Source organism: Isoptericola sp. F-RaC21, from assembly GCF_038593535.1.
In the GTDB taxonomy this organism is placed as follows: domain Bacteria; phylum Actinomycetota; class Actinomycetes; order Actinomycetales; family Cellulomonadaceae; genus Isoptericola.
Genome location: NZ_JBCFYX010000002.1, coordinates 633,282 through 658,787, shown reverse-complemented (window position 1 = coordinate 658,787; position 25,506 = coordinate 633,282). Strand labels below are relative to the sequence as shown.

Below are 25,506 nucleotides of genomic sequence, written 5' to 3'. Positions count from 1 at the left end.
CGGTGACCCTAGGGAGCGGGGTGCTCCCCCGCGAGCCGGAACGACCGCTGCGGGCGCCACACGCCGTCGTCGCCGTGCTCGTACTGCCACAGCCGGTCCACCTCGAAGACGCCGTCGAAGTCGGCCATCTCCACGAAGGCGCGGTCCAGGTCGGCCTCGGAGACCTCGTGCGCGACGGTGACGTGCGGGTGGTAGTTGAACCGCAGCTCCTGGGCCAGCACGCCCGAGCGGGCGGCGGTCTCGAGCTGCTCGCACTCGGCGATGCCCTCGGCGAGTGCGACGAACACCACGGGCGAGATCGGGCGGAAGGTGCCGGCCCCGCGCAGGTGCACCCGGAACGGCGCGGTCTCGGACGCGACCTTCTCCAGGTGCTCGATCACGGCGTCCAGCACGGACTCGTCCACCACGGTGGGCCCGATCACCGTGATGTGCGGGGGGATGGCGTGCGCCAGCGGGTCGCCCAGCCGGGCCCGGGCGTCCTGGAGCTGGGTGCCGAACGGCTCGGGCACGGCGATGGCGACGCCGATCCGCACCTGGGCCGGGCCGCGGTCGGGGAGGTTCACCGTGCGCCTCGGGGCAGCAGGCCGAACCGGTCGTAGACCCGGTCGAGGACGGGTCGCGCGATCTCCCGCGCGCGCTGGGCGCCGTCGGCGAGCACCTTGTCGAGCTGGGCCGGGTCGGACAGGTACGTCTGCGCCCGCGCCTGGAACGGCTCGAGGAAGGCGACGACGGCGTCGGCCAGGTCCACCTTGAGGTAGCCGTAGCCGCGGCCGTCGTACTCGGCGGCGATCTCGTCGACGCCGCGGCCCGTGACGGCGGAGAAGATCGTCAGCAGGTTGGAGATCCCCGGCTTGGCCGCGGGGTCGTAGCGGACGCCGTAGCTCTCGTCCGCGTCCGTGACGGCGGCCTTGATCGCCTTGACGGCCTTCTTCGGGTCCTCGAGCAGCCAGACGACGCCCTTGCCGCCGGCGTTCGACTTGCTCATCTTCGCCGTCGGCTCCTGGAGGTCCTGGATCTTCGCCACGGCCTTGACGATGTGCGCCTCGGGGACGACGGCGGTGCCCTCGCCGAAGCGCGAGTTCAGCCGCTCGGCGAGGTCGCGGGTGAGCTCCAGGTGCTGGCGCTGGTCCTCGCCGACCGGCACGAGCGCCGTGTCGTACAGGAGGATGTCGGCGGCCATGAGCACCGGGTAGGTGAAGAGGCCCACGGTGGTGCCCTCGGAGCCCTGCTTGGCGGACTTGTCCTTGAACTGCGTCATGCGCCCGGCCTCGCCGAAACCGGTCTGGCAGCTGAGCAGCCACGCGAGCTCCGCGTGCTCGGCCACGTGCGACTGGACGAACAGGATCGACCGCTCCGGGTCGATGCCGCCGGCCAGGTACTGGGCGGCGGTGCGGCGGGTGCGCTCGCGCAGCGCCGCCGGGTCCGGGTTCACCGTCAGGGCGTGCAGGTCGACGACGCAGTACAGCGCCTCGTGCCCCTCCTGGAGCGCCACCCACTGGGCGAGCGCTCCCAGGTAGTTCCCGAGGTGCAGCGACCCGTCGGTCGGCTGCATGCCGGAGAAGATGCGGGGCAGTCCCGGCGCGGACGCTCCGCGCTGGAGGGACGGTGAGGTGGCGACATCGGGCATGGCGTCCATTGTGGCAGGTCGGCCCGGCCGCTCGGAAACCGGTCCGGCGCCGGGCAGAAGGCCCGTCCCCTCGCCTACGTCGCCTCGTCGTCGAACGGCGCGGGCACCGCGGCGCGCGGGGCGTCGGACGTGCGCGTGGACGCGGCCGCGGTGGCGCCTCCCGCGGCGCTCCCCGCCGCAGCGGCGGTCGGCCCGGCGGGCGCGGGCTCGTCGTCGTCCATCAGCGCCTCGCGCACGATGCGGCGCGGGTCGTACTGGCGCGGGTCGAGCTTCGACCAGTCGACGTCCTTGAACTCCGGCCCGAGCTCGGTGTCCACGCGCGCCTTGGTGTCCTGCAGCAGACGCTTGCCGCGCTTCACGAGCGAGGCCAGCTGGGCGGCATACCCGGGGAGGCGCTCGGGCCCGATGAGCAGGACGGCGAGCACCACGATGATGATGAGCTCACCGCCGTTGATGTCGAACACGCGGACAGCCTATTCGCTCGCGCGCTCCTGCAGCACCACCCGGACGTCCCGTTCCTCGCCGTCCGTCCGCACGCGCAGCGTCACCGCGTCCCCGGGCTCGCGGGCGCGGATCGCCACGATGAGGGCGTCGCTCACGGTCACCGGCCGCCCGTCGATCTCCAGGATGACGTCGCCCGGGCGGATGCCGGCCCGGTCGGCCGGCCCGTCGGGGGTCACCGCGGGCTGACCCTGCTGGGGAGCGGTCGAGACCTGCACGCCCTCCCCCGTGTACGTCGTGTCGAGCAGCGCCCCGATGACCGGGTAGGTCGCGTGCCCCGACTCGATGAGCTGCTCGGCGGTGTGCCGCGCCTGGGACGCCGGGATCGCGAAGCCGAGGCCGATGCTGCCGGTGGCGGACATGGCGCCCGGCGGCTGCGCGATGGCCGAGTTGATACCGACCACCTCGCCGTCGGAGTCGATCAGCGGCCCGCCCGAGTTGCCCGGGTTGATCGCGGCGTCGGTCTGGATCGCGTCGATGAACGCCGTCACCGACCCTCCCCCGGTCTCGTCGCCGGCCTGCACCGGGCGGTGCAGCGCGCTGACGATGCCGGTCGTCACGGTGGAGTCCAGGCCCAGCGGGGCGCCGACCGCGAGCACCGGGTCGCCGACCACCACCGCGTCGGAGTCGCCGAGGACCAGCGGCTCGAGCCCGTCGGCGTCGACCTTCACGACCGCCAGGTCGTAGTCCGCCGTCCGGCCCACCACCTCCGCGTCCCGCTCGCGGCCGTCGGAGAAGACGACCACGGCCGACCCCCCGGAGGCCGCGGCGGGGGCGACCACGTGGTTGTTCGTGAGGATGTAGCCGTCCTCGCGCAGCACGAAGCCCGAGCCGCTCGTCGCGCCGTCCGCGCCCTGCACCTGGATCGAGACGACGCTGGGCAGCACGTCGGCCGCGAGCGCGGCGACCGAGCCGTCCGGCCGGTCCGCGCCGGCGGACGCCCCCGTGGCCGCGCCCCGGTCCGCGCCCTGCCCGTCGGACGTCGGCAGCGCCGCGTCCGCGGGCCGCCCGCCGTCGAGAGCGTCCGACACACGGTCCCCCGCGAAGCCGCCCACGGCGCCCGCGACCAGCGCGAGCGCCACGACCGCCGCCGTCGCCGGACGGCGCGATCGCGCGGTCCTGGCGGGCACGGTGGCCGCAGGCGTCGCGGCCGCCGCCTCGGGCGGCCCGTCCGTCGCGGCGGCCGGGCCGGCCTCCGGCTCCCTCGGCTCCGTGGGCGCGGACACGGTCGCGGGGAACAGCGCCGCCGCGGGCGGGGGCACGTACGGGTCGGGCTCGGGCACGCGAGCAGGCGGCTCGGGCGGCGCGAACAGGTCGTCGGCAGGCTCGGACGGTTCGGTCATCGGCGCCAGAGGGCTCCTGTCATCGATCCGGACATCACGTCGGACATCACGTCGGACATCGTCCCGGTCATCATGCTCCAGCCGCGGGTGATCTCGTGCAGCACCCCGGCGTCGTCGCCCTCGGCGGACCCCGGGAACGCCGCGACGAGCTCGGCGAGCGACTCCGCGTCGACGTCGGTGGCCACGTCGACCACCGTGTCGCCCGACTGCCAGGCGACGTGCCACGGGTCGGCCGAGAGCACGCGCACGTCGTGGCCGCGGACGGCGAAGCCGCCCGTCGACCCGTCGCCCGTCCCGCCGGCGGGCTCGGCGACCGTCGCACCCAGGTCGGCGAGCCGGCCCTGGCGCAGGCACGCGACGGCGGTGCCGTCCGGCCCGGACAGGTCCAGCTCCACGGCGGCGTCCGTCCCCTCCACGCCCGCGCAGCCGTCGGTACGGAGCGCGGTGACCGCGTACCCGTCGGGCAGCGCGGCGGGCGCGGACCAGCCGTGCTCGCCCAGCCAGGCGAGGGCGTCGGCGGTGGCCGCGCGCCCCGCGGCCGCGTCGTGACCGCCAGGCTCGGCGTCCGCCAGCAGGGTGAGCGCCGCGACGCGCGACGGGTCCGGGCTCACCACGGGCGCCTGCCCCAGGACGAACAGCGCGACCCCGAGCACCCCGACGCCCCCCGCCCCGGCGGCGACCAGCCGACGGGTCCGGTGCCGGCGCCGGGCGCCCAGGTCGCCCGACAGCGTCGGCTCCCACGCCTGCGGGCGCTCCCAGCCGGCGGCGCGACCGCGGTCGCGCAGCGGGTCGCCCGTCGCCGACGGGATGGAGGCCGACAGCGCGAGCAGCCGGTTGGTGAGCTCGGGGTCCGGGGCGACGTCGCAGGCGGCGGCGAGGGCGCGGTGCGCGTCCCGCGCGGCGTCGAGCTCGGCCGCGCAGCGCGGGCAGCCCGCGACGTGCGCGAGCGCCCGCTCGGTCGCCGCCGCGTCGAGCTGGCCGTCGGCGAGGTCGCTCACCCAGGCGCCGAGGTGACCGGACCCGGCGTAGCCCGTCACGACGCCGCCCCACCGCTCGCGGCCCGCGGGGTCACCTCCGCGCGCCGGTGCTCCAGCGCGTCGCGGAGCTGCGCACGGGCGCGGTGGATGCGGGAGCGCACCGTGCCGAGCTTGATGCCCAGCGTGACGGCGATCTCCTCGTAGCTGAGGCCCTCGATGTCGCAGAGCACGACGGCGGCACGGTACTCGGGCCGCAGCGCGTCGAGCGCGGCCTGGACGTCGTGGTCGAGGTTGGCGTGCTCGAAGCCGCGCTCCGGGCGGCCGTGGTCCTCGGGGGCCGCCACGCGGGCGGCGTCGTCGCCCATCGCCTCCATGCGGATGCGCTTCTTGCGGCGGACCTGGTCGAGGAACAGGTTCGTCGTGATGCGGTGCAGCCACCCCTCGAACGTGCCCGGCGTGTAGCTGGAGAGCGACCGGAAGACCCGCAGGAACGTCTCCTGGGTGAGGTCCTCGGCGTCCTGCCGGTTGCCGCTGAGCCGGTAGGCCAGGCGGTACACGCGCGCCGAGTGCTCGCGCACGATCTCGTCCCACGTCGGGGGCGTCCACGCAGCAGCGGGCGTGCTCGCGGCCTCCTCGACGGAGGCCTCGGGCGCGTGCGGCACGGGTGCGTGGTCGGTCGTCATCATTCCCATCGTCCCACGGCAACGTCCGGGCACCGCCCGGCGTTCCCGCGTACGATCACGGCAGCATCACCCGCGCCGGCCGTCCGCCGGCGACCCCGCCGTGGAGGACCGCCATCACCACCGACGTCGACGCCCGCAGCGGGCGCACCGCAGCCTGGGCCTACAGCGAGTCCTTCGTCCCCGAGGACGAGGCGCTGCTGCGCGCCCGCGAGCGCGCGGCCGAGCTCGGCTGCCACGCCGCCTCCCCCGGGACGGGCGCGCTGCTGCAGGTCGTGGCCGCGGCGCTCGGCGCGCGGGCCGTCGTCGAGGTCGGCACGGGGACCGGCGTCGCGGCGCTCTGGCTGCTGCGCGGCATGCCCGCCGACGGTGTTCTGACGACGATCGACGCCGAGCTCGAGCACCAGCGTGCCGCGAAGCGCGGCTTCGCCGAGGCGGGCATCGCCCCCGCCCGCACCCGGACCATCCCCGGCCGGCCCGCCGACGTCCTGCCGCGGCTCACCGACGGCGCGTACGACCTCGTGCTCGTCGGCGCGGAGCCGCACTCCTACCCGGAGTACGTCGAGGCCGGGCTGCGGCTGCTGCGGCCCGGCGGCGTCCTCGCCGTGGACGGCGCGCTGCACGGCGGGCGCGTGCCCGACCCGGCGCGGCGCGACGAGGTGACGACGGTGGTGCGCGACGTCGGGCGCTCGCTGCGCTCCGACGACCGGGTGCTGTCCGCCCTGGCGCCGTCCGGGGACGGGCTGCTGCTGGCGGTGCGGCGCTGACCGGCAGGACCTGAGCCGAGCCCGATCCTCAGCCGAGCTCGACACGGGCCGGACACGCGTCGAGCGCGGGGCGCCTGCCCCGCGCTCGTCGCATGTCCTGCGTCGTCCGTCGTCAGGAGACGACGGCCTGGAGTGCCTCGCCCAGCTCGGTCGCCTCGGTGGCGTTCAGCTCCACGACCAGACGGCCGCCACCCTCGAGCGGGACCCGCATGACGATGCCGCGTCCTTCCTTGGTGACCTCCAGCGGCCCGTCGCCCGTCCGCGGCTTCATCGCAGCCATCTGTGGCTCTCCATTCCGTTGTCCGGTTCCTCGGCCTGACCCCTGCCCGCGGCCCGCCGGTCGGCGGGAGCGGGCCGAGGCGCGCTCCCCCATTCTAGTTCAGAACCCACCCCCGACTTCCACACCCCGGACGTCAGCGGTCGCCTGCCGAGACCCCGCCCCGCCGGGCCAGGTCACGCGGTCTCAGGCGAGGCCCCGCAGCGCCGCGCGCGGCGGGGCCTCGTCGCGGACCGCCGCGACCAGGTCGAGCACGCGCCGGGTGGCGAGGACGTCGTGCGCGCGGAACACGCTCGCGCCCTGCCACGCGGCGAGGGCGGTCGCGGCGAGGGTGCCCTCGAGCCGTTCGTCGGGGGGCAGGCCCAACGTCTCGCCGACGAAGTCCTTGCGGCTCAGCGCCATGAGCAGCGGGTGCCCGAGCCCTGCGAGCGCGGCGGTGCGGCGCAGCAGGTGCACCGAGTGCCAGGTGTTCTTGCCGAAGTCGTGCGTCGGGTCCACCAGCACCGACCGCGGCGGGACCCCGCACGCGACGGCCCGCGCGGCAGCCGCGCGCAGCGTCGCGACCACGTCGTCCAGGACGCCGTCCCGCGGGTCGGCGCCGACGCCGGGCCCGGTCTGGTCGAGGGGCGGGTACTCCACCCGGTACGGGTCGGTGCGCGGCACCGCCCCGCCCGTGTGCGAGCACACCACCCCGACGCCGGCCGCGCCGGCCACCTCGACGAGCGCGGGGTCGTGGCCCGCCCACGTGTCGTTGACGAGGTCCGCCCCCGCGGCGACGACCTCCCGGGCGACGCCGGCCCGCCACGTGTCCACGGACACCAGCAGGTCGGGCAGCTCCTCGCGCACCCGCGCGACGAACGGCGCCACCCGCCGGATCTCCTCCGCCTCGTCGACCTCCGGCCCGACGCCGGCGCGCACGCCGCCGACGTCGAGGATCTGCGCACCGTCGGCCCACGCCCGGTGCGCCGCGTCCAGCGCCGCGGCGTCGTCGGGGCGGCGCGCCGGGGCGTAGAACGAGTCGGTGGTGCGGTTGACGATCGCCATCACGACGGGGCGCAGCACCCCGTCCGGGCCGCGTCCGACCTCGCGCCCGCGCAGCACCAGCGACGTCCCCGCCGCCGGCACGCCGGACGGGGTCGGGGCGGGGTCGGTCACGAGCCGTCGGCCGCGTCCTGCTGGCCCTCCACGAGCTCGTCCAGCGCCTCGCGCTCCGACGCAGCGAGGGCGCGGCCGCGCTCGACGACGTACTCGACGGCCTCCGCCGGCGAGTCGGTGAGGTGCATGAGGTCGACGTCGGCGGCGCCCACCATCCCCCGGTCGGCGACCGCGGTGCGCACCCAGTCCAGCAGCCCGCCCCAGTAGTCGGTGCCGACGAGGACGAGCGGGAACTCCGTCACCTTGTGGGTCTGCACGAGCGTGAGGGCCTCGAACAGCTCGTCGAAGGTGCCGAAGCCGCCGGGCAGCACGACGAAGCCCTGCGCGTACTTGACGAACATGGTCTTGCGGGCGAAGAAGTAGCGGAAGTTCACGCCCAGGTTCACGAACTCGTTCATGCCCTGCTCGAAGGGCAGCTCGATGCCGAGCCCGATCGAGGTGCCGCCCGCCTTGTGCGCGCCGGCGTTCGCCGCCTCCATGATGCCGGGGCCGCCGCCGGTGATGACCGCGTACCCGGCCTCGGCGAGCAGCCGGCCCACCTCGACGGCGAGCGCGTAGTCCGGGTGGTCGGGGGACGTCCGGGCGGAGCCGAAGACCGACACCGCGGGCCCCACCTCCGCGAGGGCGCCGAAGCCCTCGACGAACTCCGACTGGATCCGCATCACGCGCCAGGGGTCGGAGTGCACCCAGTCGGGGTCGCCGCCGCCGGCGAGGAGCCGCTGGTCGGTGGTCTGGGCCGGGATCTCCTTGCCCCGCAGCAGCACCGGGCCCTTGCGGTACCCGCTGCCCTTCTCGGGCACCCCGTCGTCGCCGCGGCCCGGTCCGTGGCCGCCGGGGGTCGTCGTCGCTCGCGTCATGCCTCGAGACTATCCACGCCACCGGCCGGCGCGCCGAGCAGCCAGGCGCGCAGGGCGTCGCGGCCGGCCGCGAGCCGGGCGACGGGCAGGCGCTCGTCGTCCTTGTGCGCCAGCACCGGGTCGCCCGGGCCGAAGTTCACGGCCGGGATGCCGAGCTCGGCGAACCGCGCGACGTCGGTCCAGCCGTACTTCGGTGTCGGCTCGGTGCCCGTCGCGGCCTGCACCGCGGCCGCGAAGTCCGCCACCAGCGGGTCGTCCAGGCCGGGCCGCGCGCCCTGCGCGGCGTCGGTGACGACCACCTCGAAGCCCTCGAAGAGGTCGCGCACGTGCGCCTCGGCCTCGGCGACGCCCCACGACGGCGCGAAGCGGTAGTTGACGGTCACGGTGCAGGCGTCGGGCACGACGTTGCCCGCGATGCCGCCCCGGATGCCGACCGCGCCGAGACTCTCGCGGTACACGAGCCCGTCCACCTCGACCTCCCGCGCCTCGTAGGCCGCGAGGCGCGCGAGCACGGGGGCGGCCGCGTGGATCGCGTTCTGGCCGGCCCAGGCGCGCGCCGAGTGCGCCGCGACGCCGTGGGTGCGGACCTCGACCCGCAGGGTCCCGTTGCAGCCGCCCTCGATGCCGTTGTTGCTCGACTCGCCGAGGATCGCGAAGTCCCCCGTCAGCGACTCGGGGTGGTGCCGTACCAGGCGGCCGAGGCCGCTCAGCGACGCCTCGACCTCCTCGTGGTCGTAGAAGACGTAGGTGAGGTCGTGGGCGGGCTCGCGGCCGGGGCGGCCCAGCTCGACGGCCAGCGCGAGCATGATCGCCACGCCGCCCTTCATGTCCACGGTGCCGCGGCCCCACATCTCGACGGTGCCGTCCGCGGCCGTCTCGAGGCGGGTCGGCAGGTTCGGCGGGTCGGTCAGCGGCACCGTGTCCAGGTGGCCGGCGAGCACCACGCGCCGGTCGCGGCCCTGGTGGGTGCGGGCGACCAGGGAGTCGCCGTCGCGCAGCACGTCGAGGTGCGGCTGGGCGCGCAGCACCCGCTCGACGGCGTCCGCGAGCGCGGCCTCGTCCCCCGAGACCGACGGGACGTCGCAGATCGCGGCCAGCAGGTCCACGAGGTCCGACGAGGCGACCGTCCCCGGGTCGAGCAGGGTGTCCAGCAACGCGTCGAGGCGCGCGGCGGGGCGATCGTCGAGGTGAGGGTCGCGAGAAGGCGCTGTGCGGTCCGTGGTCACGCGCACCATCGTGGCAGACGCGCCGACTACGCTGGTCCGCATGACGACGCCTGCCTCCTCCCGCCCCGCCTGGGGCCTCGGTCTCGCCACGGTCGCCGACGCCGGCACCACCCTCGACGTCTGGTACCCCGCGCCCGTGCTGGGCGCGCCGCCCCAGGCCGACGTCGACATCCCGGCCGAGCTCGACGCCCTCACCGAGCGGGACGACGCCCGCCGCGTGGACGTCGTGGTCGTGCGCACCGTGATCGACCTCGACGCCGCCCCGCAGGACACCGCCGACGCCTACCTGCGCCTGCACCTGCTGTCGCACCGGCTGGTCCAGCCCCACGGCGTCAACCTGGACGGCCTCTTCGGCGTCCTGACCAACGTGGTGTGGACGTCGCACGGCCCGTGCGCCGTGGAGGGCTTCGAGGCCACGCGCCTGCGCCTGCGCGCCGACACCGGCCGCGCCGTCACCGTGTACGGGATCGACAAGTTCCCGCGCATGGTCGACTACGTCGTGCCCGCGGGCGTGCGGATCGCCGACGCCGACCGCGTGCGCCTCGGCGCCCACCTCGCGTCCGGCACCACCGTCATGCACGAGGGCTTCGTGAACTTCAACGCCGGCACGCTCGGCGCCTCCATGGTCGAGGGCCGCATCTCCGCCGGGGTCGTCGTGGGCGACGGGTCCGACGTCGGCGGCGGCGCGTCGATCATGGGCACCCTGTCGGGCGGCGGCAAGGAGGTCATCAGCGTGGGCGAGCGGTCGCTGCTGGGCGCCAACGCGGGCCTCGGCATCCCGCTCGGCGACGACTGCGTCGTCGAGGCCGGCCTCTACCTCACCGCAGGCACCAAGGTCACCGTGCTCGGCGAGATGGGCGCCGACGGCGACCCGCTGGTGGCCAAGGCCCGCGACCTCGCCGGTCGCGACAACCTCCTGTTCCGCCGCAACTCGCGCACCGGCGCGGTCGAGGTGCTGGAGCGGGGCGGCGTGGGCGTCGAGCTCAACGCCGCGCTGCACGCCAACTGACGATGTCCGGACGTCGACGCCGACGGCGACGGGCGACCGGCGCGGCCCTCGCCGCGGTCCTCGTCGTCGGCGCCGGCACCACGGCCGGCGTCGTGTGGTTCCTCGACCGGGTCGACACGCCCTCGGTGCAGCGGTGCGCGGCCGAGCTGGACGGCACCTCGTGGTACCTCACGCCGGTCCAGTCGGACAACGCCGCGCTGATCGTCGGGACGTCCGTGCAGCGCGGCCTGCCCGGGCGCGCGGCGACCATCGGGCTCGCGACCGCGCTGCAGGAGTCGCGGCTGGTCAACATCGACTACGGCGACCGGGACTCCGTGGGGCTGTTCCAGCAGCGCCCGTCCCAGGGCTGGGGCACGGTCGACGAGATCATGGACCCGGTCTACTCGACGGGGAAGTTCTACGACCACCTCGTGAAGGTCGACGGCTACCAGGACCTGGAGGTCACCGCCGCCGCGCAGGCGGTGCAGCGCTCCGCGTTCCCGGAGGCGTACGCCCAGCACGAGACGCGGTCCCGGGCCTGGGCGTCCGCGCTGACCGGCCACTCCCCGGGGGCCATCACCTGCGACCTGCCGCCCACCGAGGACGACGAGGCCCCGTCCGGCGCCGCCGCGAGGGACCTGCTCGCCGACCGCGCGGCCCGCGACCTCGGCCTGCCCGCCGACGCCCTGCGGCCCGACACGTCTCAGGAGGACGCGAACGCCGTCGTCGTGGACGCGTCCGCCGTGCCCCTCGACGGCGACCTCGCCACCTGGGCCGTGGCCCACTGGGCGGTCGCGACCGCCTCCGTCACGGGGGCGCAGGAGGTTCGCGCCGGGGACCGGGCGTGGACCCGCGAGGACGGCACGTGGTCGGTCGTGGACGACGACGCCGACCGCCGGCCCGACGGCCAGGTCACGATCGTCCTGCAGTGATCGTCCTGGCCGCGGGCCGACGGTCGGCGTCGGTGCTGCGGAGGGGTGCCGCGGTGAGGGCCGGAGGCCTCAGCGCTGCTCGAGCGGCACGTAGTCACGCTCGGTCGGCCCGGTGTAGACCTGGCGCGGGCGGCCGATCTTGGTCTGCGGGTCGTTCATCATCTCGCGCCACTGGGCGATCCAGCCGGGCATGCGACCCAGCGCGAACAGCGGCGTGAACATGGCCGGGGAGAAGCCCATGGCCTTGTAGATGAGCCCGGTGTAGAAGTCCACGTTCGGGTAGAGCTTGCGCTCGACGAAGTAGTCGTCGTTGAGCGCGATCTCCTCGAGCCCGCGGGCGATGTCGAGCAGCTCGTCCTTGGCGCCCAGGCTGTCGAGCACCGCGTCCGCGTGCTTCTTGACGATCGCGGCCCGCGGGTCGTAGCTCTTGTACACGCGGTGCCCGAAGCCCATGAGCCGGACGCCGGCCTCCTTGTTCTTGACCTTCTTCATGAAGGTCTCGACGGAGTCGTCGCCGCTGCGGATGCTCTCGAGCATCGTGAGCACGGCCTCGTTGGCGCCGCCGTGCGACGGGCCGGAAAGCGCGTTGATGCCGGCGGCGACCGACGCGTACAGCGTCGCGTTCGACGATCCGACGATGCGCACGGTGGAGGTGGAGCAGTTCTGCTCGTGGTCCGCGTGCAGGATGAGCAGCTTGTCCATGGCGGACACGAGCACCGGGTCGGACTCCCACTGCTCGTAGGGCCGCGAGAAGGTCATGCGCAGGAAGTCGTCCACGTAGCCGCGGGCGTAGTCCGGGTACATGAGCGGCTCGTCGCGCGTGGCGCGGTGCAGGTACGACGTGATGGTGCGGATCTTCGCGAGGATCAGCACGGTGGCGAGCTCGACCGCCTCCGGGTCGTGCGGGTCCAGCGACTCGGGGTAGTACGTCGCGAGCGCGTTGACCGCCGAGGCCAGGATCGACATCGGGTGGCCGCCGCGCGGGAACGACGACAGGAAGGCGCGGAAGCCCTCCGGCACCAGCGTGTGGCGGTTGACCCGCTCCTCGAACGCCGACAGCTCGGCCGGCGAGGGCAGCTCGCCGTGGATCAGCAGGTAGGCCACCTCGAGGAAGGTGGACGAGTCGGCCAGCTGCTCGATCGGGTACCCGCGGTAGCGCAGGATGCCCTGGTCGCCGTCGATGTAGGTGATCTCCGACTGGCACGACGCGGTGTTGGTGAACCCGGGGTCGACCGTGACCAGCCCGGTGTCCTTCAGCAGGGACGACACGACGATGCCGTCGTTGCCCTCCGTGGCCGGGACGACGGGCAGCTGTCGGGCGGTGCCGTCGACGACGAGCTCGACCGAGGCGGAGTCGCCCGTGGTGCCTGCGGCAGGCGTGGTGGACGTCATGTCTTCCTTCCGTGACGGGCCTGCCGACTCCCGACGACGGGACCGGTGGGCGCGTGACTCGTGACTCTGGGACGGGGGCGGCCCGGGGCACGCCGGCCGTGGCATCCTCCAGGGCTACCTCGGCCTGCGGTCGAACCTACCCCCGAACACCAAGGTGATCCAATCCCTCGCCCAGCCGCAGCCATCCCGCTCGTCACGCAGTGGTGATGCGTGTCACACCCTCGGCCACGAGATCGTCGGGAGCCGTGAGCGCGACGCGCACGTGCCGTCGGCCCGCGTCGCCGTAGAACTCCCCCGGCCCGACCAGGATGCCGCGGCGGGCGAACCACCCCGCGAGGTCGCGCGACGTGGCTCCCGCCTGCGGCGTCCCGTCCGCCGGGCGCGCCCACAGGTACAGGCCGGCCTCGGAGCCGTCCACGACGAAACCCGCCGCCTCGAGCGCGCCGAGGAGCGCGACCCGGCGCCGGCGGTAGACCTCGCGCTGCGCCGCGACGTGGGCGTCGTCACCCAGCGCGGCCGTCATGGCGGCCTGGACGGGCGCGGGCACGATCATGCCGAGGTGCTTGCGGGTGGCCAGCAGGCCGGAGACCAGAGCCGGGTCGCCCGCCACGAACGCCGCGCGGTACCCGGCGACGTTCGACTGCTTCGACAGGGAGTAGGCCACGAGCACGCCCTCGGGGCTGCCCCCGGTGACCCGCGGGTCGAGCAGGCTCGGCACCCGCGAGACGCCGTCGTCGCCCACCCAGGCGTCGGCCCAGGGCAGCTCGGCGTAGCACTCGTCGCCCACGACGACGGCGCCGATCTCCCGCGCCGCCTCCACCACGCGGCGCAGGTGCGCGACGTCCGCGACCTCGCCGGTCGGGTTGCCGGGCGAGTTCACCCACACCAGGCGCACGTCGCGGCGGCCGGCCCAGTCCTCGACGTCGTCCGTGGCCAGCGGCGTGGCCCCGGCCAGGCGCGCCCCGACGTCGTAGGTCGGGTACGCGACGGCCGGGTGCACCACGACGTCGCCGGGGCCCAGGTGCAGCAGCGACGGCAGCAGCCCCACGAGCTCCTTGGAGCCGACCGTGGGCAGCACCCCGGCGGGGTCGAGCCCGGGCACGCCGCGGCGGCGCGCGAACCAGCCCGCCACGGCCTCCCGGAGCGCGGGCGTCCCGTGCGTCAGCGGGTAGCCGTGGGCGTCCGAGGCGCCCGCGAGCGCGTCGCGCACGACCTGCGGCGTCGGGTCGACCGGCGTGCCGATCGACAGGTCGACGACGCCGCCGGGGTGGGCGCGGGCGGTGGCCCGCACGTCCTCGAGCGTGTCCCAGGGGTAGGGCAGGGCGCTGAGGTCGGCGAACCCCATCAGGCCTGGGGCGGCAGCGCGCTGATCATGGGGTCGTCCTTCTCGATGAGCCCCATCTTCGCGGCGCCGCCCGGGGAGCCGAGGTCGTCGAAGAACTCCACGTTGGCGCGGTAGTAGTCCTTCCACTGCTCGGGGACGTCGTCCTCGTAGTAGATGGCCTCCACCGGGCACACCGGCTCGCAGGCGCCGCAGTCCACGCACTCGTCCGGGTGGATGTACAGCGACCGCGAGCCCTCGTAGATGCAGTCCACGGGACACTCCTCGATGCACGCCTTGTCCTTGACGTCGACGCACGGCTGAGCGATCACGTAGGTCACTGCGGGCTACCTTCCAGGTGACGAGGTCGCGGGCCCGGCGGCCGGGCTGCGGGGTCTCGATGCTTCTACGGTGCTACTGCGGTGGTACCGGCGGGCGCTGGGCCCGCGCGGCCAACTCTAGTATCGCTGACGTGGTGCCTTCGCCGTCAGCCGTCCCACCTGCCGTACCCCCGCCCGCCGGAGGGCCGGCGTGGCTCCGCGTGCCGGCGGGCGTGCGCGTCGTCGTGCGCCGCCGCCTGTCCGACGACGAGGCCGCCGACAGCGGCGCCCGGTGGACGGACGTCGTGGGGATTCTCACGGCCGTCGGGGCCGACGGGCTGCGCGTGCGGCCCGACCGCTCCCCCGGCCTGCCGGAGGTGGCCGTCGCCGCCGCCGACGTCGAGGCCGTGAAGCCGATCCCGCCACGGCGCCCGCGGCGCGGGCGGCCCGACGACGCCTGAGCCCGGACGGACGGTCCGGCGGGCACGCTCAGCGCGGCGCGCGCACCCGGACCGCGGCGTCGTCGACGCCCACGACGACGGCGCCCGCCGTGCAGCGCGCGACGAGCTCGTCGACCACGCGGGCCGTCCAGCCGTCGCCGACGGGCAGCGCCTCCTGGGGCCCGGCGTGGCGGCGCCCCCCCGCCGCGCGGAGCTCGCGGACGTCGTCGGCGGCGTGGAAGACGTCGTGCAGCGAGCCGTTCGTCTCCAGCGCACCGATGACGACCTCGAGGTCGCGCACCGCCTTGCGCAGCGCAGGGGCCACCCACGCGGCGTTCTCGGTGACCATCGCCTCCGTGCGGGCCGGGTCGGTGAGGGCGACCCGGGTGCCGTCGCGGAAGCTGCCGGCGGCGAGCCCCAGCGCGAGGTCGCGCACCGGGGCGCCGGCCACCGCGTTGAGGAGCTGGGTGGCCAGCACGTGCGGCACGTGGCTCACCAGGGCCGCCGCCTCGTCGTGGCGGTCGTCGGTGACCACCGCGGCCGTGCCGGCCAGCGGGCCCGTGACCAGGCGCAGCACCTGCGCGAGCCGGCGCGGCTCGTCGGCGGCGGCCGCCCGGGGCTCCGCCACGGTGACCGCCCACGGCGCGCCGTCGAGCAGCCCGGCGTCCGACGCGGCGAAGCCGCTGTGCTCGGTGCCGGCCATCGGGTGCGCCCCGACGTACCGGTCGGCGAGCCCCGCGGCGAGGGCCGCCGCGCGGACCGGACCCTTGACCGAGCCGACGTCGGTCAGCGTCGCGTCGCCGCCGGCCACCAGGGGCGCCAGCTCGGCGAGCGTCGTGCGCACGGCGCGCAGCGGGACGGCGAGGACGACCAGGGCGGGGTCGGCGGCGCACAGGTCCGTGAGGTCGTCGGCGACGCGCAGCCCGACGGCGCGGGCGTCGGCGCGCGTGCCGGCGTCGGTGTCGGTCGCGACGACGTCCACGCCCCGCGCGGCGAGCAGCCGCGCGAGCGAGCCGCCGACGAGGCCCAGGCCGACGACGGCGACCGGGCCCTCGCCGCCCCCGGGCGCGGGGGTCACCACAGCAGGCCCTGCGCGACCGTGGCGTCGTCGTCCGAGGCCAGCACGCTGCCCGTGGGCACGTGGTCGGGCAGCACGCCGTCCAGCCCGGGCCCGCCGGGCGCCACCGGGAACGCGCCGAGCACCTTGAGCGAGTCCCCGGCGCCGAGCAGGGCGGCGAACAGGTCGCGGACCTGCGGCTGCCACGGGGCGCCGTCGAGCGTGACGACGAACACGTACTGGCTCTCGCGCACCTTCAGCGGCCGCTCCACGAGGCTCGACATGTTCACGCCGCGCTCGGCGAACTCCGCCGTGACGCGCGCCAGCACGCCCGGCCCCGTGACGACCGGGGTCACCGCGAGCATCGTGCGCCACGCCTCGGGGCCGGCATCGGGGCCGGAATCGTCCCCCGCCGCGCGCAGCGGCGCCCACGCGGCGGCCGCGGCGTCCCGGCGGCACAGCACGAGGAACCGCGTGCGGGCGCCGGCGAAGTCCTCCACGCCGGTCGCGAGGGTCTCCAGCCCGTAGAGCTCGCCGCACAGCCGCGGCCCGAACGCGACCTGGTGGTCCGCGAGGTCGCGGCACGCCGCGGCGTTCGACGACGCCGGCACGGGCAGCAGGCCGCGCTCCGCGACGAACCGCGTGCACTGCGCGAGGCCGTGCGGGTGCGCCGTCGCCTCGCGCAGCCCCGAGGGGTCGGCGTGCCCGGGACGGACGAACGCGTCGAACGAGATGCCGAGCACCACCTCGTCCACGGCGACCACGTCCGGGCTGCCCAGGAGCGCGTCGAGCGTCGGCACGACGTACCCCTCGACGGAGCTCTCGAGCGCCACCACCCCGCGCTCCGCGGCGCCCGACGCGACGGCGTCGTGCACGTCCCGGACCGCGGGCAGCGGCTGCTGGGTGACGTCGTGGCCGCCCGTCCGCGCGCCGGCCCAGCGGCGGACCGCCTCGTCGGTGAACGTGCCCTCGGGCCCGAGGTACGCGATCTTCATGCCTTCGCCCCTACCCCCTCGTCACGCCCCGGCCGGGCTCTCGGCCCATCGCGGCGCCAGCGGCACCGGGCCGGGCACGAAGCCCTCGCCGGGCAGCACCGCCAGCGTGCGGTGCGCCACCCCGCGGCCGTCGAGCTCGGCGACCAGCCCGTCCAGGACGTCGACGGACGCGCACCCGAACGACGTGAAGAAGACGTGCGGCCCGCGGGCCGACAGGTGGCTGCGCAGGTGCTGCAGGTCCACCCCCGCCGCCGACAGCACGGCCAGGGTGTGCTGCAGCGACCCCCGGTGGTCGTCCGACGGCCCGACGGCGAGCCAGACCTGCGCGGGGGCCTCGAACCGCGGCCACGCGTCGCGCGCCTCCAGCAGCCCGTACCAGACGGGCGGGCGGCCGGCGAGCCGCTCGCTGCCCGGCACCTCGACCCAGCCGGCGGGCACGCGCGAGCGCTCCACCACGACCGAGCCCGACGGGCCGGCCAGCGCCACCCGCTCGTCGACCGACGTCCGCGTCGGCACGAGCCGGGGGCTGACGCCCATGCCGCGCAGCAGGTCCTGGCAGTCGCGCATCCCCGCCTCGTCGATGACCACCTGGCCGCCCGAGGCGCCCGCCGGCGCCGCCCACACCCACTGCGGCGCGACCGCGACCGCGGCCGTGAGGATGAGCGACGGGTCGCCGGCGAGCAGCGCCTCCTCGAGCGCGGGCGACGGCTGCTCCGGGTGACCCAGGTGCACCACCGCGGCCAGGTCGTCGATCGTCGCCACCGTGGCGAGCGTGTCCGACGTCGTGCCGAGGTCCAGCAGCTCCACCGACTCGTCCGGCACGGCCGTGGCCACCGGCGAGCCCGGGGCGACCCCCGACCAGCCCGCGTCGTGCGCCGCCAGCGCGGCGTGCGCCGGGGACTCGCGTTCCGAGCGTCCGAGCATCAGTCGTCCTTCGCCTTCCCGTCGTCGCCGGCGCCGTCCTTCGCGCCGTCGTCCTTGGCCTCGCGGTCGGCGTCGCGGTCGGCCTTCGGCTGGTCGCAGACCACCGGGTTGTCCGGCTTGTAGGTCCAGGTCTTCGACTCGTCCTTGACCTGCTTGCCGTCGTGGAAGACCTGGCGGTAGTTCGTGATCGTGAACCCGTCGTTGCCGCCCGGGTAGGGCACGCAGCCCGCGCCGGACTTGTGCACCGGCGTGGCCGGCACGACGTTCCGCTTGTCGCCCGCCTGCTTCTCGACCCTGTAGTACTTGGTCGACCAGATCTGCACGTGCAGCTCGCCGCCCGAGACCCACGACTGCATGACCGCGCCGTACGGGGTGTCGTTGGTGAACTTCATGTCGATGGCGCCCACGTAGATGGTCGCCTCGCGCCCCGCCGGGTACCGGCTGAACCAGTAGCTGTGCGGCTGGTGGCCGGCGTCGTCGTACCCCGCGAGGAACCCGGCGTTGTACGTGGTGGTGGCCATCTGCGACAGGCCCCCGCCCACGGCGTCGGTGTGCACGCCGTTGCTCACGACGCCCGCCGCGACGAACCCGTTCGACTCGTCGATGGGCGACAGGGTGTCGAGCAGCGAGAAGGTCTCGCCCGGCGCCACGAGTGTGCCGGTGACGATCTCGGCGCCGCGCTCGAGGTTGCGGGTGCGGATCGGCTCGCTGGTCAGCGGGGTCGAGAACGACGAGACGACCTCCTTGACCCCCATCCCCTCGAGGGCCTCCTTGGTGTGCTCCGGCTCGCGCTCGACGAGCTTCAGCTCGGTCGAACGGTCGTCCGCGGACAGCGCGGCCTTCCCGACGGCGGACGCCGTGTCGTCGGGGTCCAGGGTCGTGCCCTGCTCGCCGCCCTCCACGACGGGCTTGCCGCCGGAGAACACGAAGTGCGCGTCGTCCGGCTCGGTGAGCAGGTCGTCGGTGTCGTCCACCACGTCCGAGACCAGCTTCTCGCCGTCGAACCGGGGCTTCAGCTCGCCGTCGGCGTTCTTGAACGACGTCGCCTTGGCGAGCGCCCTCGGCGTGAGCTCCGCGGTCTGCTTCCCGACGTCGACCGTGACGGGGCCGCTCACCACCTGCTGCGCCTGCTCCAGGGCGGTGTCCGTCTCCGCCTGCGTGATCGCGGGCTCGACGACCTCGGTGGGCAGGTCCACCGGCCCCGAGGTGACGAGCCAGGCGTCGGCGACCGCGTCCACCGCGTGGTCCACGACGACGCTGGACCCCTCGACCGCGTCCGTGGCCACGGCCTTCGCGCCCTTGAAGCCCACCGTCCCGTCCACGGGCTCGACCTTGAGGGAGTCCTCCAGGCCGGAGATCGACTCGGTGAGGGTCGGCCGGGAGACGTCGACGACGGGCGCCACCGCGTCGCCGCCGACCAGGTGCTCCCACAGGTGGGCGGGGTTCAGGGAGAACCCGGTCAGCCCGTCGACGGTCGCCTGCGCGTCGAACGACAGCCCGGCCTCGGCCGGGTCGATCGTGCTCGAGGCCTCGCCCGCCTGCACCTCGACCGGCTCGGCCGCGCGCGGGCCCAGGCCGTCGTCGAGGGCGGCGACCGCGGGTCCGGCGTCCATGCCGCCGATCTCGACGCCGGCGACGCTCGTCCCCTTCGGGACGGTCCCGGCGACGGCCCACTGCGCGCCCGCGTACAGCCCGGCGACCACGACGAGCCCGACGCCGGCCCACAGCGCGACCTTCGGCGCGCGGCTGGGGGCGCCGTCGCCCGCCAGGCCGTCGAGCGGCGAGCCCGGGTCCGCGGGCGGCGGGACGGCGTCGCCCGGGGAGGCCGGGCCGTCCGGAGCGGGCGGGACCACGGGGGCGACCGGGCCGGCCGAGGGCGTCGCCATGGGGACCGGGGCCGCCACCGCGGGCACCGCCTGCGTCGGCGGGCCCGACGCCGGCGCGGGCACCGTGGCGATGACGCGCTGCTCGTACAGCCGCACCCGCGGCTCGTACGGCGTGTCGTCCTCGTCGTCGTCCGGCTGCTGGGCGGCGGGAGCCTCCGTGGCGGCCGGCTCCGCAGCCGGAGCCTCCGCGGGGGTCGCCGGCTCAGCCGGGGCGGCGGCCGGCGTCTCGGTCCGGGGCTCGGCCTCGGTCTCCGGCTCGCGCTCGGTCTCGGGGCGCGCAGGCTCGGCGGGGGCAGACTCGGCGGGGTCCGGCTCGCGCTCGGTCGGGTGACCCATGCATGCTCCGTCAGGGTGGGGTGCGGGGCGACGCCCCGGGAGGACAGGTGACGCGGGGCTGACCCGCCTGGGGGATCCTACTCGGGCGGCACTCGCCGACCCGGCGCAAGTCCGGGTGAAAGTGCCAAATCGGACGGCGGTCCGCACAGGTTCGTCACGCCGGGCGGGACGGCGCGCACGGGACGCTCACAGTCGCGCACGAGCCCGCCGTCAGGCCCGACGGTCGGAGAACCACGACCGTGGCAGGAAGGCCCCCACGAGGAACATCGCGAGGCCGCCGTAGGTCCACACCAGACCGACCGGCTGGGCGGGGACCAGCACGTCGCCGCCCGGGCCGGCGACGGCGAGCACCTGCACCGCCACCACCCATCCGGCGCCGGCGGCGAGCAGCGGGCCCAGCCCGGCCCACGCGCGGCACAGCACGGCCGTGGACAGCGTGATCGCGAGCGCCAGGACGATGCCGACCGGGAGGTCGTGCCACTGCGTGCGGTGCGCGACGGTCCCCAGCACCCCGATGACGGCGCCCAGCGCCAGGGCGAGGACCGCGCGGGCGGCGGACCGCCACCACCGGCCGGCGCCCGCGGCGACGGGGGGCGGGGTGGGGGTCGCGTGCTCGGGCGTGCTCATCGCGGCGAGCCTACCGGCGCCCGGCGCGCCGCGACGCCCGAACGTGCAGGTCGGGAGACCAGGTAGTGCTCGTGCGCCAGGACCGGGGCGAGCACGCCGTTGCTCAGCGCGTACCAGCCGAGCAGGCCCGCGCCGGCCCCTTCCTGCGACGCCGGCGTGGCGTGCTGCACCTGGGTGGCGTGCGCGCGCATGGCCCCGAGCACGCGGTCGAGCACCGGCGCGACGTCGACCGCCCGCGCGACGCCGTCGGCCAGCTCCCCGTCGTGGTGCGCGAGGGGAGGAAGGTCCTCGTCCGGGTCGGGGAACGTCAGCCCGGTGCGAGCGGCGAGGTCGGCGGCCGCCGGGGCGGCCGCCAGCTCCCGGCGCGCCGACCGCAGCGCGGCGGACGGCGTCACCGCCCGCCACAGCGCGGCCCGGCCCCAGGGCTCGCCCGGCACGGGGGCGTCCGGGTCCGCCGCGAGGGCGAGCGCGCGCACCGCGACGTCGTGCGCCCGCACGTGGTCCGGGTGCCCGTACCCGCCGCGCTCCTCGTACGTCGCCACGACGGCCGGGCGGCGGTCGCGCAGCACGGCCGCCAGCCGCGCGGCGGCGTCGTCGAGCGCGACGCGCGCGAACGCCGTCGCGGGCGCGTCGTCCGCCGGCCCGGCCACCCCCGGCGCGACCCACGTCATGCCGGAGTCCTCGAATCGCGTGTCGGACGCGGGGCGGACCCCGGTGGGCCGGGTGTCCGGCACGTCCACGGCGTCGAGGAAGGCGTGCGCGACGACGCCCGGCCCGCCGCCGAGCGCGGCCAGCGCCGCCACCAGCTCCGTCTCGCGGTGCGCCGCGAGCGCGCCGCCGGCGCCCTCGAGCCGCGCCAGCCCGGTGGGGTGCGACGGCGTGTCGATGACCTCGCCGCGCTCGCCGCGCGTGCAGGTGACCACGGCGACCGGCCGCCCCGCGGCGGCCCACGACGCGAGCAGCGCGCCGGTCGCGAGCGTCTCGTCGTCGGGGTGCGCGTGCACCGCGAGCAGCCCGCCGTCGCCCGCGGGCACCTGCACGTGCACGGCGGGGCCGGGCGCGGCCGGGCCGGTCACCGGGACGCGGTCAGGCCCGCTTGGCCCGCGCCGTCGCCCGGGCGCGCGCCGTGGCGTCGAGCTCGACCTTGCGGATCCGCACGACCTCCGGGGTCACCTCGACGCACTCGTCCTCGCGCGCGAACTCGAGGGACTCCTCGAGCGTGAGGTGGCGCGGCGGGATGAGGTTCTCGAAGTTGTCGGCGGTCGAGGACCGCATGTTCGTCAGCTTCTTCTCCTTGGTGATGTTGACGTCCATGTCCTCGTTGCGGGAGTTCTCGCCGACGATCATGCCCTCGTAGACCTCCTGCGTGGGGTCGACGAAGAACGAGCCGCGCTCCTGCAGGTTGATCATGGCGAACGGCGTCACCTTGCCCGCGCGGTCGGCCACCAGGGAGCCGGTGTTGCGCGACTCGATCGCCCCGTGCCAGGGCTCGAAGCCCTCGGAGATCGAGGCGGCGATGCCGGTGCCGCGCGTCTCCGTGAGGAACTGCGTGCGGAAGCCGATGAGCCCGCGCGCCGGGACCATGAACTCCATGCGGACCCAGCCGGTGCCGTGGTTGCTCATGGTCTCCATGCGGCCCTTGCGCTGGGCGAGGAGCTGCGTGACGGCGCCGAGGTACTCCTCGGGCACGTCGATGGTCATGCGCTCCATCGGCTCGTGCCGCTTGCCGTCGATCTGCTTGGTGACGACCTGCGGCTTGCCGACCGTGAGCTCGAAGCCCTCGCGGCGCATCTGCTCGACGAGGATCGCCAGGGCCAGCTCGCCGCGGCCCTGCACCTCCCACGCGTCGGGGCGCTCGGTCGGGAGCACCTTGAGCGACACGTTGCCGATGAGCTCGGCGTCGAGGCGGTCCTTGACCTGGCGCGCCGTGACCTTGTGGCCCTTGCCGCCCTTGCCCGCCAGCGGCGAGGTGTTGATGCCGATGGTCATCGAGATCGCCGGGTCGTCCACCGTGATGAGCGGCAGCGGGCGCGGGTCGTCGACGTCGGTGAGGGTCTCGCCGATCATGATGTCGGCGATGCCGGCCACGGCGACGATCTCGCCCGGCCCGGCGGACTCGGTGGGCACGCGGTCGAGCGCCTTGGTCTCCAGGAGCTCGGTGATCCGCACGCTTGACAGGGTGCCGTCGTGGCGGGCCCACGCGACCGTCTGGCCCTTGCGCAGGGTGCCGTTGAAGATGCGCAGCAGCGCGAGGCGGCCGAGGAACGGCGAGGCGTCGAGGTTGGTGACGTGCGCCTGCAGCGGCATGTCGGCGTCGTACGTCGGCGCCGGGATCTTCTCGAGGACGGTGGCGAACAGCGGCTCGAGGTCCTCGTTCGCGGGCAGCGCGCCGTCGGCGGGCTGGTCGATCGACGCGCGGCCGGCCTTGGCCGACGCGTACACGACGGGCACGTCGAGGATGGCGTCCAGGTCGAGGTCGGGGACCTCGTCGGACAGGTCGCTCGCGAGGCCGAGCAGCAGGTCGGTGGTCTCCCCCACGACCTCGGTGATGCGGGCGTCGGGGCGGTCCACCTTGTTCACGACGACGATCACCGGCAGCTTCGCGGCGAGCGCCTTGCGCAGCACGAAGCGGGTCTGGGGCAGCGGGCCCTCGGACGCGTCGACGAGCAGGACGACGCCGTCCACCATCGACAGGCCGCGCTCCACCTCGCCGCCGAAGTCGGCGTGGCCCGGGGTGTCGATCACGTTGATGGTGATGCCGCCGGGCTCGCCCGCCGCCGCCGCCGACGGGCCGGCGTACCGGACCGCGGTGTTCTTCGCGAGGATGGTGATGCCCTTCTCGCGCTCCAGGTCACCGGAGTCCATCACGCGGTCGTCCACGTGCTGATGGGCGGAGAAGGCGCCTGCCTGGCGCAGCATGGCGTCCACGAGGGTCGTCTTGCCGTGGTCGACGTGGGCGACGATCGCCACGTTGCGCAGGTCGGAGCGCACAGACATCTACGGGTCTCATTTCCTGGGGTGGGGAGGCGACCCGTCAATCGGGCCGCCGCTATCTTACCCGCCCGGTCCAGGCCCCTCGTCATCGTCCCTCGCGGACCCCGCCCCGGGCCCGGAACCGTGCGCCCCCTTGGGGTCCCGGCGGCGCGGCACGCGCAGCCGCAGCGCGCCCGGCGCCGGCGGCAGGACGTTCTCCCACCGGCCGGCCAGGGTGGTCGCCACCTCCTGGGTGACGTGCTCCGTGAGCTTCTCCCGGGCCGCGCGACGCTCGGCGCGCACGATCTGCCGGTGCTCCACGCTGAGCTCCTTGACGATGGACACGGCCATGCCGATGAGCACCACGGAGAAGGGCAGGGCGATGAGGATCGCCGCCGTCTGCAGCGCGCTGAGCCCGCCCGCCAGCAGCAGCGCCGCCGCGACGAGGCCCTCGAGGATGGCCCAGAACAGCCGGCTCCACAGCGGCGGGTTGGGGTCGCCGCCGTTCGCGAGCATGTCGACGACGAACGAGCCCGAGTCGGACGACGTGACGAAGAAGATCACCACCAGCACGATGCCCGCGACGGCGAGCCAGGTGCCGCTGCCCGGCAGGGTCGCGAAGAGCTGGAACATCGCGGTGTCGGTGTTCACCTCGCCGGTCGCCGGGTCCAGCATGCTGCCGGGCTGCGTCATCTCCTGGTGCAGGCCCGCTCCCCCGAAGACGCTGAACCAGATCGTCGCGACGGCCATCGGCACCGCCAAGGTGCCGAGCACGAACTCCCGCACCGTCCGCCCGCGGGAGATGCGCGCGATGAAGACGCCCACGAACGGCGCCCAGGAGATCCACCAGCCCCAGTAGAAGATCGTCCAGCTCGACTCCCAGGCCAGGCCCTCGTCGCCCCGGAACGCCAGGGTGTCGAACGTCATCTGGATCACGTTCGCGAAGTAGTACCCGAAGGACTGCACCCAGCTGCGCAGGATGAACAGCGTGGGGCCGAGCACCAGCACGACGGCGAGCACGATGCCCGCGAGCACCATGTTCCCGTTGGACAGCCACTTGATGCCCTTGGACAGCCCCGACGCGACGGACATCGCCGCCAGCGCCGTGATGGCGGCGATGAGGCCGATCTCGAGGCCCGTGCTCGGCTCCACGACGTCGAGGTAGCCCAGCCCGTGCGCCACCTGCAGCACGCCCAGGCCGAGGGACGTCGCGACGCCGAAGACGGTGCCGATGATCGCGACCACGTCGATGGCGTTGCCCAGCCAGCCCTTGACCCGGTCGCCGAGCACCGGCTCCAGGGCCCACCGGATCGACACGGGGCGGCCCTTGCGGTGGATCGCGTACGCCAGCGCCAGCCCCGCCACCACGTAGATCGCCCAGGCGTGGAAGCCCCAGTGCACGTAGGTCTGGGAGATCGCCGCCTGCGCGAGGGTGGCGTCGTCGCCGGTCACGCCCGGCTTGGGGCTGACGAAGTGGGACAGCGGCTCCGAGACGCCGTAGTAGACGAGCCCGATGCCCATGCCGGTGGCGAACAGCATCGAGAACCACACGGGCAGCTTGAAGTCCGGCGGGTCGTCGTCCGGGCCAAGCACGATGTCGCCGAAGCGGCTCAGCCCCATCCAGATCGCGAAGATGACGAAGGCCGCGACGAGGAGCACGTAGTACCAGCCGAAGGCGCCGATCACCTCGCCCTGGAGCGTGCTCATCACGGCGTCCGTCGCGTCCGTGAAGAACACGGCGAGCAGGACGAAGACGAGGATGATGCCTGCTGCCGGATAGAAGACCCCGCGGGCCAGCGTCGATGCCCGTGCCATGCCCCTCACCCTGACGCCGCGCCCGGCCGTCGGCAAGCGGTGGGACGACGAGGGGCCGGCGCACGACCAGGTCGTGCGCCGGCCCCTCGT

At 75.1% G+C, this 25,506-nt stretch carries 25 protein-coding genes; 4 read left to right on the top strand and 21 right to left on the bottom strand.

The genetic code is table 11. The features are described from left to right. Positions 1–8 precede the first annotated feature (8 nt). From AAG589_RS08430 to sigE, 6 genes are all read right to left on the bottom strand, one after another. On the bottom strand, positions 9–563 hold the full coding sequence (locus AAG589_RS08430; protein WP_430566793.1) for a 2'-5' RNA ligase family protein: 555 nt from the start codon (positions 561–563) through the stop codon (positions 9–11). Beyond that, positions 560–1,627, bottom strand: coding sequence for a tryptophan--tRNA ligase (gene trpS, locus AAG589_RS08425; protein ID WP_430566792.1), 1,068 nt, complete (start codon positions 1,625–1,627; stop codon positions 560–562). Before trpS ends, AAG589_RS08430 begins: the two co-directional genes overlap by 4 nt. Before the next feature lie 74 nt (positions 1,628–1,701). Next, the gene (locus AAG589_RS08420; RefSeq protein WP_430566791.1) at positions 1,702–2,091 is read right to left on the bottom strand and encodes a Sec-independent protein translocase TatB; all 390 of its coding nucleotides are present in this window, start codon (positions 2,089–2,091) and stop codon (positions 1,702–1,704) included. 9 nt (positions 2,092–2,100) lie between these two features. Next, the gene (locus AAG589_RS08415; RefSeq protein WP_430566790.1) at positions 2,101–3,471 is read right to left on the bottom strand and encodes a S1C family serine protease; all 1,371 of its coding nucleotides are present in this window, start codon (positions 3,469–3,471) and stop codon (positions 2,101–2,103) included. Then, positions 3,468–4,508 (bottom strand): anti-sigma factor family protein, encoded by a 1,041-nt coding sequence (locus tag AAG589_RS08410; protein WP_430566789.1) that lies wholly within the window; start codon positions 4,506–4,508, stop codon positions 3,468–3,470. Before AAG589_RS08410 ends, AAG589_RS08415 begins: the two co-directional genes overlap by 4 nt. Further along, positions 4,505–5,131: an RNA polymerase sigma factor SigE gene (gene sigE / locus AAG589_RS08405; RefSeq protein ID WP_430566788.1), complete on the bottom strand. Its 627-nt coding sequence runs from the start codon at positions 5,129–5,131 to the stop codon at positions 4,505–4,507. Before sigE ends, AAG589_RS08410 begins: the two co-directional genes overlap by 4 nt. A 113-nt stretch (positions 5,132–5,244) precedes the next feature. Between sigE and AAG589_RS08400 the strand changes: the two genes are divergently transcribed. Beyond that, on the top strand, positions 5,245–5,895 hold the full coding sequence (locus AAG589_RS08400) for an O-methyltransferase (protein WP_430567174.1): 651 nt from the start codon (positions 5,245–5,247) through the stop codon (positions 5,893–5,895). A gap of 112 nt (positions 5,896–6,007) precedes the next feature. Here the strand turns inward: AAG589_RS08400 and AAG589_RS08395 are convergent, their stop codons facing one another. From AAG589_RS08395 to dapE, 4 genes are all read right to left on the bottom strand, one after another. Further along, on the bottom strand, positions 6,008–6,175 hold the full coding sequence (locus AAG589_RS08395; protein WP_079573043.1) for a DUF3117 domain-containing protein: 168 nt from the start codon (positions 6,173–6,175) through the stop codon (positions 6,008–6,010). A 183-nt stretch (positions 6,176–6,358) separates the two neighbouring features. Next, positions 6,359–7,327, bottom strand: coding sequence for a dihydropteroate synthase (folP, locus tag AAG589_RS08390; protein ID WP_430566787.1), 969 nt, complete (start codon positions 7,325–7,327; stop codon positions 6,359–6,361). Continuing rightward, the gene (locus AAG589_RS08385) at positions 7,324–8,184 is read right to left on the bottom strand and encodes an LOG family protein (protein WP_430566786.1); all 861 of its coding nucleotides are present in this window, start codon (positions 8,182–8,184) and stop codon (positions 7,324–7,326) included. Before AAG589_RS08385 ends, folP begins: the two co-directional genes overlap by 4 nt. Continuing rightward, positions 8,181–9,419: a succinyl-diaminopimelate desuccinylase gene (gene dapE, locus AAG589_RS08380; RefSeq protein ID WP_446719716.1), complete on the bottom strand. Its 1,239-nt coding sequence runs from the start codon at positions 9,417–9,419 to the stop codon at positions 8,181–8,183. Before dapE ends, AAG589_RS08385 begins: the two co-directional genes overlap by 4 nt. A gap of 31 nt (positions 9,420–9,450) precedes the next feature. Here dapE and dapD point away from each other — a divergent pair, with 31 nt between their 5' ends. After that, on the top strand, positions 9,451–10,419 hold the full coding sequence (gene dapD / locus AAG589_RS08375; RefSeq protein ID WP_430566785.1) for a 2,3,4,5-tetrahydropyridine-2,6-dicarboxylate N-succinyltransferase: 969 nt from the start codon (positions 9,451–9,453) through the stop codon (positions 10,417–10,419). Between the two features lie 2 nt (positions 10,420–10,421). Then, positions 10,422–11,330 carry a hypothetical protein gene (locus tag AAG589_RS08370; RefSeq protein ID WP_430566784.1) on the top strand — a complete coding sequence of 303 codons (909 nt, stop codon included), beginning with the start codon at positions 10,422–10,424 and terminating at the stop codon, positions 11,328–11,330. Between the two features lie 69 nt (positions 11,331–11,399). Here the strand turns inward: AAG589_RS08370 and AAG589_RS08365 are convergent, their stop codons facing one another. The 3 genes from AAG589_RS08365 to fdxA form a co-directional block, all read right to left on the bottom strand. Beyond that, entirely contained in the window at positions 11,400–12,722 is a 1,323-nt protein-coding gene (locus AAG589_RS08365) for a citrate synthase (RefSeq protein ID WP_430566783.1), read from the bottom strand. A gap of 193 nt (positions 12,723–12,915) precedes the next feature. After that, positions 12,916–14,067 (bottom strand): succinyldiaminopimelate transaminase, encoded by a 1,152-nt coding sequence (dapC, locus tag AAG589_RS08360; protein ID WP_430566782.1) that lies wholly within the window; start codon positions 14,065–14,067, stop codon positions 12,916–12,918. Next, positions 14,067–14,384, bottom strand: coding sequence for a ferredoxin (fdxA, locus tag AAG589_RS08355; protein WP_079573027.1), 318 nt, complete (start codon positions 14,382–14,384; stop codon positions 14,067–14,069). Before fdxA ends, dapC begins: the two co-directional genes overlap by 1 nt. A 134-nt stretch (positions 14,385–14,518) precedes the next feature. On the opposite strand from fdxA, the gene AAG589_RS08350 reads away from it, so the two are divergent. Next, the gene (locus tag AAG589_RS08350; protein ID WP_430566781.1) at positions 14,519–14,824 is read left to right on the top strand and encodes a putative acetyltransferase; all 306 of its coding nucleotides are present in this window, start codon (positions 14,519–14,521) and stop codon (positions 14,822–14,824) included. A gap of 28 nt (positions 14,825–14,852) precedes the next feature. Here the strand turns inward: AAG589_RS08350 and AAG589_RS08345 are convergent, their stop codons facing one another. The 8 genes from AAG589_RS08345 to AAG589_RS08310 form a co-directional block, all read right to left on the bottom strand. Continuing rightward, positions 14,853–15,881 (bottom strand): prephenate dehydrogenase, encoded by a 1,029-nt coding sequence (locus AAG589_RS08345; protein WP_430566780.1) that lies wholly within the window; start codon positions 15,879–15,881, stop codon positions 14,853–14,855. Continuing rightward, positions 15,878–16,855 (bottom strand): prephenate dehydratase, encoded by a 978-nt coding sequence (locus AAG589_RS08340; RefSeq protein ID WP_430566779.1) that lies wholly within the window; start codon positions 16,853–16,855, stop codon positions 15,878–15,880. Before AAG589_RS08340 ends, AAG589_RS08345 begins: the two co-directional genes overlap by 4 nt. 21 nt (positions 16,856–16,876) lie before the next feature. Next, entirely contained in the window at positions 16,877–17,779 is a 903-nt protein-coding gene (locus tag AAG589_RS08335) for a hypothetical protein (protein WP_430566778.1), read from the bottom strand. Next, positions 17,779–20,001 carry a VanW family protein gene (locus AAG589_RS08330; protein ID WP_430566777.1) on the bottom strand — a complete coding sequence of 741 codons (2,223 nt, stop codon included), beginning with the start codon at positions 19,999–20,001 and terminating at the stop codon, positions 17,779–17,781. The genes AAG589_RS08335 and AAG589_RS08330 overlap by 1 nt, the downstream gene beginning before the upstream one ends. 210 nt (positions 20,002–20,211) lie before the next feature. Next, the gene (locus tag AAG589_RS08325; RefSeq protein WP_430566776.1) at positions 20,212–20,628 is read right to left on the bottom strand and encodes a DUF6113 family protein; all 417 of its coding nucleotides are present in this window, start codon (positions 20,626–20,628) and stop codon (positions 20,212–20,214) included. Further along, positions 20,625–21,704 carry a PIG-L family deacetylase gene (locus AAG589_RS08320; protein WP_430566775.1) on the bottom strand — a complete coding sequence of 360 codons (1,080 nt, stop codon included), beginning with the start codon at positions 21,702–21,704 and terminating at the stop codon, positions 20,625–20,627. The genes AAG589_RS08325 and AAG589_RS08320 overlap by 4 nt, the downstream gene beginning before the upstream one ends. Before the next feature lie 10 nt (positions 21,705–21,714). Beyond that, a complete protein-coding gene (gene typA / locus AAG589_RS08315) occupies positions 21,715–23,625 on the bottom strand; it encodes a translational GTPase TypA (RefSeq protein ID WP_430566774.1) in 1,911 nt (636 codons plus the stop codon). 57 nt (positions 23,626–23,682) lie between these two features. After that, complete coding sequence (locus AAG589_RS08310) at positions 23,683–25,416, bottom strand: BCCT family transporter (RefSeq protein ID WP_430566773.1); 1,734 nt, start codon at positions 25,414–25,416, stop codon at positions 23,683–23,685. Positions 25,417–25,506: the final 90 nt, after the last annotated feature.